Source organism: Enterobacter roggenkampii, from assembly GCF_001729805.1.
Classification (GTDB): Bacteria; Pseudomonadota; Gammaproteobacteria; order Enterobacterales; family Enterobacteriaceae; genus Enterobacter; species Enterobacter roggenkampii.
This window is the reverse complement of sequence record NZ_CP017184.1, coordinates 105,599-119,009: the sequence shown is the minus strand read 5'-3', so window position 1 is coordinate 119,009 and position 13,411 is coordinate 105,599. Positions and strand designations below refer to the sequence as shown.

15 protein-coding genes are annotated in these 13,411 nt (G+C 54.8%); 10 read left to right on the top strand and 5 right to left on the bottom strand.

The genetic code is table 11. The annotated features are described in order from the left end of the window. The first annotated feature begins 106 nt into the window (after window positions 1-106). From BFV67_RS00515 to coaD, 7 genes are all read left to right on the top strand, one after another. Complete coding sequence (locus BFV67_RS00515) at window positions 107-1,477, top strand: O-antigen ligase family protein (RefSeq protein ID WP_069597730.1); 1,371 nt, start codon at window positions 107-109, stop codon at window positions 1,475-1,477. Window positions 1,478-1,620: 143 nt separating this feature from the next. Continuing rightward, on the top strand, window positions 1,621-2,604 hold the full coding sequence (locus BFV67_RS00510; protein ID WP_047748122.1) for a glycosyltransferase: 984 nt from the start codon (window positions 1,621-1,623) through the stop codon (window positions 2,602-2,604). Between the two features lie 8 nt (window positions 2,605-2,612). Further along, the gene (locus BFV67_RS00505; RefSeq protein WP_023294800.1) at window positions 2,613-3,584 is read left to right on the top strand and encodes a glycosyltransferase family protein; all 972 of its coding nucleotides are present in this window, start codon (window positions 2,613-2,615) and stop codon (window positions 3,582-3,584) included. Between the two features lie 18 nt (window positions 3,585-3,602). Next, complete coding sequence (locus BFV67_RS00500) at window positions 3,603-5,237, top strand: sulfatase-like hydrolase/transferase (RefSeq protein ID WP_069597729.1); 1,635 nt, start codon at window positions 3,603-3,605, stop codon at window positions 5,235-5,237. Between the two features lie 156 nt (window positions 5,238-5,393). Beyond that, window positions 5,394-6,668, top strand: a complete 1,275-nt coding sequence (gene waaA, locus BFV67_RS00495) for a lipid IV(A) 3-deoxy-D-manno-octulosonic acid transferase (protein WP_023294798.1) — start codon at window positions 5,394-5,396, stop codon at window positions 6,666-6,668. Further along, window positions 6,668-7,438 carry a glycosyltransferase family 2 protein gene (locus BFV67_RS00490; RefSeq protein WP_045406923.1) on the top strand — a complete coding sequence of 257 codons (771 nt, stop codon included), beginning with the start codon at window positions 6,668-6,670 and terminating at the stop codon, window positions 7,436-7,438. The genes waaA and BFV67_RS00490 overlap by 1 nt, the downstream gene beginning before the upstream one ends. A 3-nt stretch (window positions 7,439-7,441) precedes the next feature. Further along, window positions 7,442-7,921 carry a pantetheine-phosphate adenylyltransferase gene (gene coaD / locus BFV67_RS00485; protein WP_008502695.1) on the top strand — a complete coding sequence of 160 codons (480 nt, stop codon included), beginning with the start codon at window positions 7,442-7,444 and terminating at the stop codon, window positions 7,919-7,921. Between the two features lie 2 nt (window positions 7,922-7,923). On the opposite strand, the gene mutM is transcribed toward coaD, so the two are convergent. The 4 genes from mutM to radC all read right to left on the bottom strand — a co-directional run bounded on the left by mutM (window position 7,924) and on the right by radC (window position 10,119). Continuing rightward, window positions 7,924-8,733 carry a bifunctional DNA-formamidopyrimidine glycosylase/DNA-(apurinic or apyrimidinic site) lyase gene (gene mutM, locus BFV67_RS00480; protein ID WP_008502694.1) on the bottom strand — a complete coding sequence of 270 codons (810 nt, stop codon included), beginning with the start codon at window positions 8,731-8,733 and terminating at the stop codon, window positions 7,924-7,926. Window positions 8,734-8,805: 72 nt separating this feature from the next. Further along, window positions 8,806-8,973 (bottom strand): 50S ribosomal protein L33, encoded by a 168-nt coding sequence (gene rpmG, locus BFV67_RS00475; RefSeq protein WP_003024094.1) that lies wholly within the window; start codon window positions 8,971-8,973, stop codon window positions 8,806-8,808. A 22-nt stretch (window positions 8,974-8,995) separates the two neighbouring features. Continuing rightward, window positions 8,996-9,232 (bottom strand): 50S ribosomal protein L28, encoded by a 237-nt coding sequence (gene rpmB / locus BFV67_RS00470; RefSeq protein ID WP_002436699.1) that lies wholly within the window; start codon window positions 9,230-9,232, stop codon window positions 8,996-8,998. 218 nt (window positions 9,233-9,450) lie between these two features. After that, window positions 9,451-10,119 (bottom strand): RadC family protein, encoded by a 669-nt coding sequence (gene radC / locus BFV67_RS00465; protein ID WP_008502693.1) that lies wholly within the window; start codon window positions 10,117-10,119, stop codon window positions 9,451-9,453. A 172-nt stretch (window positions 10,120-10,291) separates the two neighbouring features. On the opposite strand from radC, the gene coaBC reads away from it, so the two are divergent. The 3 genes from coaBC to slmA all read left to right on the top strand — a co-directional run bounded on the left by coaBC (window position 10,292) and on the right by slmA (window position 12,656). Further along, window positions 10,292-11,503 carry a bifunctional phosphopantothenoylcysteine decarboxylase/phosphopantothenate--cysteine ligase CoaBC gene (coaBC, locus tag BFV67_RS00460; RefSeq protein ID WP_025910617.1) on the top strand — a complete coding sequence of 404 codons (1,212 nt, stop codon included), beginning with the start codon at window positions 10,292-10,294 and terminating at the stop codon, window positions 11,501-11,503. Continuing rightward, window positions 11,481-11,939, top strand: coding sequence for a dUTP diphosphatase (dut, locus tag BFV67_RS00455; RefSeq protein WP_008502691.1), 459 nt, complete (start codon window positions 11,481-11,483; stop codon window positions 11,937-11,939). Before coaBC ends, dut begins: the two co-directional genes overlap by 23 nt. Before the next feature lie 120 nt (window positions 11,940-12,059). Beyond that, window positions 12,060-12,656 carry a nucleoid occlusion factor SlmA gene (slmA, locus tag BFV67_RS00450; RefSeq protein WP_008502690.1) on the top strand — a complete coding sequence of 199 codons (597 nt, stop codon included), beginning with the start codon at window positions 12,060-12,062 and terminating at the stop codon, window positions 12,654-12,656. Window positions 12,657-12,738: 82 nt separating this feature from the next. Here slmA and pyrE read toward each other — a convergent pair whose 3' ends face one another. After that, the gene (gene pyrE / locus BFV67_RS00445) at window positions 12,739-13,380 is read right to left on the bottom strand and encodes an orotate phosphoribosyltransferase (RefSeq protein ID WP_069597728.1); all 642 of its coding nucleotides are present in this window, start codon (window positions 13,378-13,380) and stop codon (window positions 12,739-12,741) included. Between the last annotated feature and the right edge of the window lie 31 nt (window positions 13,381-13,411).

Here is a 13,411-nt window from a genome sequence, read left to right as displayed (position 1 = left end):
TGGTAATTTTCTCAGGCTTTTATTCCACTCAAAATCAGTGGAATCTGCATATGGCATTGTTAACTAACCGGTATTAACGCCGAGATCCTTTACCAGTACCAAAATTATGACAAATACTCGTAACATCCTGACAGGTCTTTTAGTACTGTCTGTACTGGCTTTATGTTTTATCTGGCCAATCCCAAACGATCAGCTACCTTTTCATCGTAATGGACTGATTTATCCTAATATTGTGGTGGCGCTCGGTCTTTTCTTTAGCTCTTCAGTGGCGAGAAAAGCGCTGGACTTAAACAAAATTAAGTTCGTGCTTATTGTGCTGTGGGCATTAACCTTCTTTATCCTGATTAACGGCTTTTTTGTCGCGCCAGATATTAAAGAAATGGTGTCGACCTGGGATGGACAGTGGTTACGTCCGGTATTGCTTTTCTGTGCGGGCCTGGTGTTATTACCGGTGATTCAGGAGCGCTTCCCCTCTTTATCGGCAGCCCGGTTCTTTACTCTCGTCGTCCTTTTTTTCTGGGGCGTCGTCTGTATCCATCTCCTTGATACCGTCTGGCTTTACTGGCGAGACGGCGTGATCCACTGGGGCGAAACGCGGATTGTTTATAACCGCACGCGCATGAGCTTCCAGGTCAATATGATCACCGGTTTCCTGCTCGCCGAACTGCTTGCGCGCGGCCTGCTTCATCAGCGTTTCTTACGCCTGAAGACACCGTTCCTCGCCTTTATGCTGTTGTGTAACCTTGTCTGCACTGCGTTAGTCGATACCCGCTGGGGAACGATCGGCCTGGTTGGCAGCCTGTTCTCCACCTTCATTCTGCTTAGCCTGCATAGCATGCGTCGCAGCCGGGTGTTGCTCACCGGTGGCATTCTTTTGGGCATTACTATCGCTTCTGCGCTTCTGGGCTATGCCTCCTGGAAAACCGATCCGCGCTGGCAAAGTCTGGAAGATGATGCCGTAACAGGCTGGAACGCGCCTTTCACCAGTTTTTGCTATAACAAAACCAACGGAACAGTACCGACTAACGATCTCGGTCGTCCAATGAACCACTCCAACGGCTGTCGCGCGAGCTTCTTCCATCAGGGCTGGAAACTGGTGGGCGAACATCCTGCGGGAATGGGGCCTCGCAAAGAGGCCTTCCGCTATGTGCTGCGTCGCGACACGCAGGACAATCGCATTGATATTCCGCACAGCCACTACGGCCTGATTGAGTTTGGTATCCAGAACGGCATCGTGGGCATTGCAGGCTGGCTGATTCTGCTGGCAGGCTGCTGGTACATCGGCTGGCGCGAGTTCCGCCATGGCAATATGATGGCAGGCATGTTCCTGCTGCTGTTTACGGTTGGTTTCTTCTCCCGAACCATGGTTGACCACAATCTGAAAGATCACTACCTGGAACAATATATGCTGTTAACCGGGTTACTTGTGGGAATGTGCGCGTTACGGCCCGCTAAACGGACAGAAACAACCTCCTGATCGCGTATATTGCGCCGATGATAACAGGCATCGGCGCAACGTTACCTATCAGAACTCTTTTGCCTGCCGGCTGTCGAAAAGCCATTGCACGTTGCTGTATCGCTCGCTAGCCGCATCTCACCGCGTTAAATTACGGAGTAAGCATGTCTGGAACGCCTCAATTAAGCCTCGTTGTCGCCGTCTATAATGGCGAGAATTTCCTGAGCGCTTTTTTTGACAGCATAAAGAAACAGAATCTGCACAGCCTGGAACTTGTTATTGTTAATGACGGCTCTACTGACGGCTCTGCAGAGATCATCGCCCGCTACGCCAGTGAATTCAGTCATTTTAACGTCATCGACCAGCCTAATGGGGGTGTCTCTGCGGCCCGTAATACCGGTCTGGCCGCAGCAACGGGCGATTACATCGCGTTCCCGGATATTGATGATGTCATCTATCCGGGCATGTATCCGCGCCTGCTGGAGATTGCACTCGCCGGGCAGTTGGACGTCGCGACCTGCAACGGTACCTACATTTATGACGACGGACGCCCGTCGAAGAAGATTTTCCCTTCAGATAAACTTGCGTCAACCGACGTGCTGGACGGCCCGACCTGGCTGCAGATGGCACTCGAATCGCGCAAGTTCCTGCACGTGACGTGGCTGAACATCTATCGCCACGCCTTTATCAAAGAGCAGGGCTTCAGCTTTGAACAGGGTCTGCGCCATCAGGACATCCCCTGGACTACGGAAGTGCTGCTCACCGCCAGACGCGTGCAGTATATTGATGAGACCTATTACGACTACCTGATCCACTCCGCTTCCGTTTCCCATACGCCAGGCACGGACGACACGCGCATGCGCTCTTCGCGCCATTATATGAAGATTCTGGAGATGCTGGACGCCATCAACAAACGCTATCCGGAACAGGTGAAACGCGTGCCCGCCTGCCGCTGGCAAATCGCCAAAGAGGGTCTTGGGATCCTGCATAGCATTAATAACATTGAAGATATGGCCAAAAAACGCGAGATCACCCGTGAGCTTTTCGATCGCGGTATCTGGACTCTGATTTGGCAAAATGCGCGCGGCTTCCGCCAACGGTGGCGTCTGGGACGTCGCTACTTCCGTCTTAAAAAAATTCTTGGCTAACGGAAATTATGAGCAAACTTAAATTACACGCGGTTTCCCGCGCGGATTTCATCGCTAAAAACTACGCAGATTTCCAGACTCTCCTGGATAACCAGGTCAATCCTGACGATATTCCGGAGCGATTTTATTGTGGCGGCCGCGGTGGCTGGACGTTCCAGACTACCCTGGCGCTTAAGCACTATTATGGTGACGCAATCGAGTGTTCGTTTGGCTCTGAATGCAGGCCAGATGCCATTAACCTGATGCATAACGACGACTTTGGTTCCCGCGTGAAGCCTTGGCGTGGCTTCACCGTGGTCGCGCGTGCGGACCGCCCTCCCGTGATTGGCGCCGATGTTGTCGTCGACCAGAATCCGGAAGTAGACAACCATAGCAATCGTATTTTCGTCCCCTACTGGCCACAGCCGGGCGTAAAACCACGCGAACGCACCGACGAGACAATCAAAACCGTCGCATTCTTCGGCCGTGTAGACAGTTTCCCGGACGAATACCGCGAAGGGAATTTTAAGCAACGTCTTGCCGAACAAGGTATTGAGCTCCGCATCTCGTTCGATAACTGGACAAACTACCAGGACGTGGACGTGTGCATCAGCTTCCGCAAATCACACGATCACAAACTGGCGCGTAAGCCTGCCAGTAAGCTCATTAACAACTGGCTGGGGAAAACGGTGATGGTCTGCGATGACGAGCCGTCTTATCGCGCGATCCGCGAAAGCGAGCTGGACTACCTGATCGCCAAAAACCCTGATGAAGCCTTCAATGCCATCATGCGTCTTAAAAACTCCCCTGAACTGTATCGTCAGATGCGCGAACAGGGTGAAAAACGCCTACAGGTCTATTCCCGCGAAGCGGTCGCTGCACGCTGGTATGCCCTGTTTGAGGATATTTGGCGAAAAGGATTGCACAATCGTCCTACGGTAGTTCGCGCACTGCGCTTTGGTTTTGGTAAAGCCATTCGCCCGCTGACTAAAAAGTTCTGATCGGAATAGAGTCCTTCCATGTTCAAAACAACGACACACTCTTCGTTCACCCCGCGCAGCAATCTGTTGCGCACCCTGGGGTTGACGCTGGCATTCCTGCTGCTGTTCTCGCTTTCAGAAATCATCATTCTGCTGAAAGATCACGTCTACCAGCCGAAGTCCGGTGATATCTCGCTGTATCTGATCATTTCCCTGCTTGCCGCAGCCAGCGCGCGTTTCTTCCTGACTCGCCTGCTGCTGGCCGTCACGTTTATCGTTCAGATTTCGGAAGCGGTGTACTACCAGTTCTACGGTCAGTTCTATGGCCCGAGCGAAGTCTGGCTGGCGTTCGTGGAAACGAAAGACATTGCCAGTGGGATCACCGACAGCCTGGGTTCACTGGGCATCTACTTCGCCATCATGATTGTAGCGGTCGTGTTTGCGCTGGTCTTTGCGCGTCGTCTGGCGCCGCTTTGGCACAAATGGATTGCGCTTCCTTGCCTGCTTGCGATTGTCGTGATGTTTGTCGGTCAGTTCTACAAAGCGATCGACGGGCAGATGTACAAGTTCAACCCGGACCTGCGCCACTCCCTGCTGCGTAACGGCCTGTCTGCAATGAGCTTCAGCGCCATACGCCTGATCCCGGAAGCGATGTCAGGCGAAAACCAGAATCTGACCCACTACGATCCCTACCAGGTCAAACCTGTTAAGGATACGCGCGCGGGTAAATATTCGATTATTCTGGCGATAGGTGAAAGCCTTAATCCGCACCACGTCAGCGCTCTGGGCTACGAACGCGATACCACGCCTGAGCTGAAAGCGCTGCTCCAGCAGTATCAAGGTACGGGCCGCCTGATTGTCTCCAACGCCGTGTCCACCCGCGTGGCCATCCCGATGCTGGTGAATAATCTGCGCGAGCCGGATAACTACGGGGCCTATAAATCGAAATCCACCAATATCTTCGCCAACGCGAAGAAACAGGGTTATCAGACCGCCTTTATCTCCGCCCAGGGGCTGGAAGGGCTGAGCAACTGGATTGGCATCCATGATATCGATCTGTGGGAAGATACCCAGATCCGCCCGGCACCAGATGTCGGCGCAGACGTTGTTCTGACGCCATCCGTTGAGAAAGCAACCCTGGACTGGAACAAACCGTTCCTGATGGTGCTCAACAGCCGCGCGCCACATATCCCGTACGAGCGTAATATTCCGCAGGGCTTCGCGAAATTCTCTACGCCGCGTCTGAGTGATGATGTGGCGCAGAAGAAAAATGAGTATGACGATGCGGTCCGCCTGTATGACAAAGAACTCGCGTCCGCGATTCGCACCGCGCTGGCAAAATCCAAACTGCCGGTGCTGGTGTTTATCACCTCCGATCACGGTGAACGCGTGGGCGATAACGGTCTGTTTGGCCACTCGGTTGTTGAAATGCCAATTGCTCAGGTACCGTTCCTCTACTTCAGCAACGATCCGGCTTACGCCATGAAGGAGATCAGCCCGCAGGTACCTCTCAACCATTACCAGGTGGCAACGCTCATCAACAAGATGCTGGGCTACGACGTCACCAATCCGAATCAAAAAGATGACAGCTTCTTTATCACTGGCGGTGATATTCGCGGGCTTTCGGAGCGCGTAACCTACCATCTGAATGCCCTCCCCGAAGCGGAGCGCTAAACGGTCAGACATGAAACGGGCAAGAAATTGCCCGTTTTTTTTCAGGCGAATGAGCGTAACGCAGGCAAATGGGTATCTTAAAACACCAAAGAGATAGCTTTAGACGGCTCAAATGCTTAGAATTTGCCCGCCGAAACTAAAAAAACGGATAATCGCTTGGAATTGTTGTATACCGCCCTGCTCTACATTATTCAGCCACTGGTGTGGCTGAGACTGTTGCTTCGTAGCCGTAAAGCGCCTGCGTATCGTAAACGCTGGGCTGAACGCTATGGCTTCTGCCGCAATAAAGTCGCGCCGGACGGTATTTTGCTGCATTCCGTTTCTGTCGGTGAAACGCTGGCGGCGATCCCGCTGGTTCGCGCCCTACGTCACCGCTACCCGTCGCTGCCGATTACCGTCACGACGATGACGCCAACCGGCTCGGAGCGCGCGTTATCCGCTTTCGGCAAAGACGTTCATCACGTCTATCTCCCTTACGATCTCCCCTGCGCCATGAATCGTTTCCTGAATACCGTTCGCCCGAAGCTTGTGATTGTGATGGAAACCGAACTGTGGCCAAACATGATTTCCGCCCTGCATGCCCGTAAAATTCCGCTGGTGATTGCCAACGCGCGCCTGTCAGAGCGCTCGGCGAAAGGTTACGGCAAGCTGGGTAAATTTATGCGCCGCCTGCTGAGCAAAATCACCCTGATTGCCGCGCAGAATGAAGAAGATGCGGCACGCTTTATCTCTCTGGGCCTCAAACGCAACCAGCTTGCGGTGACGGGCAGCCTGAAATTTGATATTTCGGTTACCCCTGAACTCGCCGCCCGCGCCATCACGCTTCGCCGCCAGTGGGCCCCGCGTCGTCAGGTCTGGATTGCGACCAGTACCCATGACGGTGAAGAAGAGATCATCCTGCAGGCGCACCGCAAGCTGCTGGAAAGCTTCCCTGATTTACTGCTGATCCTCGTGCCACGCCATCCGGAACGTTTTAAAGATGCCCGCGAAATGGTTCAGAAAGCCGGTTTCAGCTTCACGCTGCGCAGCAGCGGGGAGATCCCGTCTGGCAGCACCCAGGTGGTGATTGGCGATACGATGGGCGAGCTGATGCTGCTGTACGGCATTGCTGACCTCGCGTTTGTCGGCGGCAGCCTGGTGGAGCGCGGAGGCCATAACCCGCTCGAGCCGGCAGCCCACGCGATTCCGGTGCTGATGGGGCCACACACGTTTAACTTCAAAGATATCTGCGCGAAATTACAGCAGGCCGATGGTTTAATTACCGTGACCGATGCGGATTCGGTAGTCAAAGAGGTCTCAACCCTTCTGACTGACGAAGATTATCGCCTGTGGTACGGGCGACATGCGGTCGAAGTGCTGCACCAGAACCAGGGTGCCCTGACCCGTCTGCTGCAACTTCTGCAACCTTACCTGCCCCAGCGGAGCCACTGATGTCAACGCGTCTGTCGGTCGTGATGATCGCCAAAAACGCCGCCGACCTGCTTCCGGACTGCCTGGCGTCGGTAGCCTGGGCTGACGAGATAGTCATTCTTGATTCCGGAAGTACGGACAACACGGTGGACGTTGCCCGGGCAGCGGGCGCAAAAGTCTTTATCAATACTGACTGGCAAGGCTATGGCCTCCAGCGCCAGCGCGCGCAGGGGTTTGCCACCGGAGATTATGTCCTGATGCTCGATACTGACGAGCGCATCACGCCGGAGCTTCAGCAGGCCATTCAGGCGGTGCTTTCCTCACCTCAACCTGATGCTGTATACAGCATTGCCCGCCGCAACTACTTCCTTGGCCGTTTTATGCGCCACAGCGGCTGGTATCCTGACCGCGTGACGCGCCTCTACGAGCGCGAGCGGTATCAGTACAACGACAATCTGGTGCATGAATCTCTGGCCTGCGACAACGCCCAGATCATCCCCCTGACGGGCGATTTGCTGCACCTGACCTGCCGCGATTTCGCAAGCTTCCAGCGCAAACAGCTCAACTATGCCACCGCATGGGCGCAGGAGCGTCACCAGCGCGGCAAGAAGGCCTCGCTGACCGGAATCTTCACCCACACGCTGGGCGCGTTTCTGAAAACGCTGCTGCTGCGTGGTGGCGTGCTGGACGGTAAGCAGGGCTGGTTACTCGCGGTGGTCAATGCCCAGTATACTTTTAACAAATACACCGAGCTGTGGGCGCTCTGCCGCGGCTACTCAGAGAAAACGTGAGCCATGAGCACAAAAGCGATTTATCCGGGTACCTTCGATCCGATCACCAACGGTCATCTTGATATCATCACCCGTGCGGCGTGCATGTTTGACAAGGTGATCCTGGCCATTGCCGCCAGCCCCAGCAAAAAGCCGATGTTTGACCTCCACGAGCGCGTGCAGCTCGCCACCGATGCCATTTCGCACCTGCCGAATGTTGAGGTTGTCGGATTCAGCGACCTGATGGCGAACTTCGCCCGGGCCCAGCAGGCGAACATTCTGATCCGCGGTTTACGCGCGGTGGCAGACTTCGAATATGAGATGCAGCTGGCGCACATGAACCGCCACCTGATGCCGGAACTGGAGAGCGTATTCCTGATGCCCTCCAAAGAGTGGTCGTTTATCTCGTCCACGCTGGTGAAAGAGGTGGCGCGCCATCACGGGGACGTAACCCATTTCCTGCCGGTTAACGTCCACCAGGCCTTGATGGAAAAGCTCAAGTAGCCCTATTTCTGGCACTGACGGCAGTAGAACGTGGCGCGCTGGGCGTGCTTCGTGGCAATAATGGGTGTGCCGCAGACTCTGCACGGTTCGCCCTTACGGCCATACACCTGCAGCTCCTGGGCAAAATAGCCCGGCTTGCCGTCACTTTGCAGGAAGTCCTTCAACGTTGTCCCCCCCTGCTCAATCGAGCGCAGCAATACGGCTTTAATCACCCGGACCAGCAGCTCGCACTCCTGCGCCGACAGCGACGAGGCCAGCCGATCGGGGTGGATCCCGGCCGCAAACAGCGATTCGCTGGCGTAGATATTCCCCACGCCGACCACCAGCTTGTTATCCATCAGCCAGGGCTTAATCGGGCTTTTCTTCTTCGCGCACTTCGCCTTGAGGTATTCCGCGTTAAACGCGTCTGAGAGCGGCTCCGGGCCCAGATGCGCCAGCACGTTATGCCCTTCCAGCTCCTTCGTCCACAGCCACGCGCCAAAGCGCCGTGGATCGGTGTAACGGAGCACTTTGCCGTTGCTCATCACCAGATCCACGTGGTCGTGCTTTTCCGCAGGCAGTTCTTCGGTAAGAACGCGCAGGCTCCCGGACATCCCCAGGTGGATAATGATCCAGCCGTCGGGCAGCTCCAGCAGCAGGTATTTCGCGCGGCGCTGCACGCTAAGGACGGGTTTATCGCTCAGGGCATGGATCTCATCGGACACCGGCCAGCGCAGACGCCCGTTACGGACAACCGCGTGAAGAATCGTCGCGCCGACCAGATGGGGCTCAATGCCGCGACGGCTGGTTTCTACCTCAGGTAATTCAGGCATGGTTCCTCCGTTGAGATACAGAATGCAAAAAACCCCGCAGTTGCGGGGTTTTTCGATACAAGGAGACTAAAATTATTTGATTTTAGCTTCTTTGTACAGTACGTGCTGGCGTACAACTGGATCGAATTTTTTCAGTTCCAGTTTTTCCGGCTTAGTACGTTTGTTCTTCGTGGTGGTGTAGAAGTGACCTGTACCAGCAGAAGAAACCAGCTTGATTTTCTCGCGAATACCTTTAGCCATGATTTATTTCCTCTTTAAGTACTTAGTACTTTTCGCCACGGGCACGCAGTTCAGACAGAACTGTATCGATGCCTTTCTTATCGATTACACGCATACCTTTAGCAGATACGCGCAGGGTGACAAAACGCTTCTCGCTCTCAACCCAGAAACGGTGAGAGTGCAGGTTCGGCAGGAAACGGCGTTTAGTCGCGTTCAGTGCGTGGGAACGGTTGTTACCGGTCACCGGACGCTTGCCAGTAACTTGGCAGACTCGGGACATGTCTATTCTCCAAAAATCAAATTAGCTCGAGCTTCGTATGGGGTATCGGCGCCTCGTCAGGCTTTACAGCCCGGTCATCGCATAGTTCTAAGTGAACTCTCGATTGCCAGGCCCAAATGCCAAACCCGAGATTCTCAAAGGTGGCGTAGTATACGCTGACTCGGCGGTGTGCTCAAGTCCCGAACAGACAAAGATCCCGATGGATCGCGAGAAATAGCCTAAATCCAGCCATGTTCTGCAAAAGAAATGTACTCTCCGCGGCCAATTATCAGATGGTCCAGCACACGAATGTCCATGAATTGACAGCATTTGATAATGCGCTCGGTGATTTCTTTGTCCGCTCTGCTCGGTTCTGCACAGCCTGAGGGGTGATTATGCGCGAGGATCACGCCCGCTGCATTCACTTTTATCGCTTCCCGCACAATTTCTCGCGGATGCACCTCAACGTGGCTTAACGTGCCGGCAAAGAGGCAGCTATGTTTCAGTACCCGGTTTCTGTTATCGACAAAGATCACCATAAAGATCTCGCGCTCGATATCGGTTAACTGGCTTTGCAGATATTCACGCGTCATCGCTGGCGTCAGGATCGGATCGTCCTTCTCCATGCGGACATTGTAAAAACGGCGGGCAAGTTCAGCAATGGCCCGCAACTGGGCATATTTCGCCACACCGATCCCTTCTACGTGCTTAAACTGCGCCAGTTCGGCGGTCAGCAAACCGTGCAGAGAACCGAAATGTACGATCAGCTCTTTTGCCAGCGTAAATACCGTTTTACCGGGCGTTCCGGTACGTAAAAAGAGCGCCAGCAGTTCATCATCTTTTAACAGGGTGACGTCATAGCGCAGCAGTTTTTCGCGCGGCAGCAGCGGCTCATCCTCTTCTTCCATGCTCTTTCTCCCTTTTTTAACCGCATGCTGCCACAGGCCAGTCAGGCACTCGACGACCACGTTGCGTTCTTGCGTAGCGCCTCGCAAAGTGGTCGAAGGACAAAATCACCCCGTTTTGGGGATTGTGATAAAATGCCCGCTCTCTGGTGAACCCCAACAGGAAAGAATCATGATGAGCCTGGCCGGTAAAAAAATCGTTCTTGGCGTGAGCGGCGGTATTGCTGCCTACAAAGCGCCGGAGCTGGTGCGTCGTCTGCGCGAGCGCGGGGCAGATGTACGGGTCGCGATAACCGAAGGCGGTAAAGCCTTTATCACTCCTCTGAGCCTGCAGGCCGTTTCAGGATACCCGGTATCTGACAGCCTGCTCGATCCGGCCGCCGAAGCCGCGATGGGCCATATTGAGCTTGGGAAATGGGCAGACCTGGTTATCCTCGCCCCCGCCACGGCTGATTTAATCGCCCGGGTAGCGGCCGGTATGGCAAACGACCTGGTCTCCACCATTTGTCTGGCCACACCTGCGCCTGTTGCCGTCGTGCCTGCCATGAACCAGCAGATGTACCGTAACGCGGCTACGCAGCACAATCTTGAGACCTTAGCCTCACGCGGCCTGCTTATCTGGGGTCCGGACAGCGGTAGCCAGGCCTGCGGCGATGTTGGCCCGGGCCGCATGCTTGATCCGCTGACGATTGTTGATATGGCCGCGGCCCACTTTTCGCCTGTCAACGATCTGCAACATCTCAACATCATGATAACCGCGGGCCCCACGCGCGAGCCGCTGGATCCGGTGCGCTATATCACCAACCATAGCTCCGGCAAAATGGGCTTTGCGATTGCCGCCGCCGCCGCGAAGCGCGGTGCGAACGTCACGCTGGTGAGCGGCCCGGTCTCTCTGCCTACCCCTGCGTGTGTGAAGCGAATTGACGTTACCACCGCGCTGGAGATGGAAGCCGCCGTGCAGGCACATGCGCAAAGCCAGCAGATTTTTATCGGCTGTGCGGCCGTTGCAGACTATCGTGCTGAGACGATCGCCGAGGCTAAAATTAAAAAGCAAGGCGATGAATTAACACTAAAAATGGTGAAAAACCCGGACATTGTTGCCGGTGTCGCCGCACTAAAAAGCCACCGTCCATACGTTGTTGGGTTTGCCGCAGAAACGAATAATGTGGAAGAATATGCCCGGCAAAAACGTACCCGCAAAAACCTCGATTTGATTTGCGCGAACGACGTATCGCTGGCCACACAAGGATTTAACAGCGACAGCAACGCACTGCACCTTTTCTGGCAGGATGGAGATAAAGTCTTACCGCTTGAGCGCAAGGAACTCCTGGGCCAACATTTACTCGACGAGATCGTTACCCGTTATGATGAAAAAAATCGACGTTAAGATTCTGGACCCGCGTGTTGGCGAGCAATTCCCGCTGCCAACCTATGCCACCTCCGGCTCTGCCGGTCTTGACCTGCGCGCCTGTCTCGATGACGCCGTAGAACTGGCCCCGGGTGCCACGACCCTGGTTCCGACTGGCCTGGCGATTCACATTGCTGACCCGTCGCTGGCAGCGGTTATCCTGCCGCGTTCTGGCCTGGGCCATAAGCACGGCGTTGTGCTGGGTAACCTGGTGGGCCTGATCGACTCCGACTATCAGGGTCAACTGATGGTCTCCGTCTGGAACCGTGGTCAGGACAGCTTCACCATTGAACCGGGCGAGCGTATCGCACAGATGGTCTTTGTACCGGTGGTACAGGCAGAATTTAACCTGGTGGCAGACTTTGACGCCACCGACCGTGGCGAAGGCGGCTTCGGCCATTCCGGGCGCAAGTAACGGCCCGACAAACACGTATCTCACAGCGTCATAATGCAATAACAAACCGCAAACGTCCGTTTGCGGTCGCTGTGTGGATGCCAGCCTGGCAAGTGCTTATTTTCAGGGGTATTTTGTAACATGGCAGAAAAACAAACCGCGAAAAGGAATCGTCGCGAAGAAATACTTCAATCTCTGGCTCTGATGCTTGAATCCAGCGATGGCAGTCAACGCATCACCACCGCTAAACTGGCCGCCTCTGTGGGCGTGTCTGAGGCGGCGCTGTACCGTCATTTTCCGAGCAAAACCCGGATGTTCGACAGTCTGATCGAGTTTATTGAAGACAGCCTGATCACGCGCATCAACCTGATTCTGAAAGACGAAAAAGACACTACCGCGCGTCTGCGTCTGATAGTGCTGTTAATCCTGGGCTTCGGTGAACGCAATCCGGGCTTAACTCGTATCCTGACCGGCCACGCGCTGATGTTTGAGCAGGACAGACTCCAGGGCCGCATTAACCAGCTTTTCGAACGCATTGAAGCGCAGCTGCGCCAGGTGCTTCGCGAGAAGAAAATGCGTGAAGGTGAAGGATACAGCATTGATGAAACGCTGCTGGCGAGCCAGATTCTGGCGTTTTGTGAAGGGATGCTTTCCCGCTTTGTGCGCAGCGAGTTTAAATACCGTCCAACGGACGATTTTGACGCCCGCTGGCCGTTAGTGGCGGCACAATTACAGTAACGCCATCGCCGGATGGCGGCTTCGCCTTATCCGGCCTACGAACGGGTAGGCCCGGTAAGCACAACGCCACCGGGCAATGCACTTAAACCCCGAACTCTTCGCGATACGCTTTTACCGCTGCCAGATGGTCCGCCATCTCAGGCTTCTCTTCCAGATACGCAATCAGATCTTTCAGGGTGATTATTGACGTCACAGTGCAGCTGTAATCCCGCTCCACTTCCTGAATGGCGGAAATTTCTCCGCGACCACGCTCCTGACGATCCAGCGAAATCAACACGCCAGCCAGCGTTGCACCGTTGGCCTGGATAATCTCCATTGATTCGCGGATTGCCGTACCCGCGGTGATCACGTCGTCCACCAGCATGACGCGGCCCTGCAGCGGGCTGCCGACCAGATTCCCGCCTTCACCGTGGGTTTTGGCTTCTTTGCGGTTAAAGCAGTACGGCACGTCGCGATCATGATGTTCCGCCAGCGCCACCGCGGTAGTGGTCGCAATCGGAATGCCTTTATAGGCCGGGCCAAATAGCAGGTCAAAATCAATCCCGGAATCCACCAGCGCTTCGGCATAGAAACGGCCTAACAGTGCCAGATCGCGCCCGGTATTAAACAGCCCGGCGTTGAAGAAATAAGGACTTTTACGCCCGGATTTCAGCGTAAATTCGCCAAACTTAAGTACCTGCTTGTTAAGCGCAAACTCAATAAACTGGCGCTGATACGATTTCATGGATTAGCTCCTTTGGTTTTTCTGTCTTACA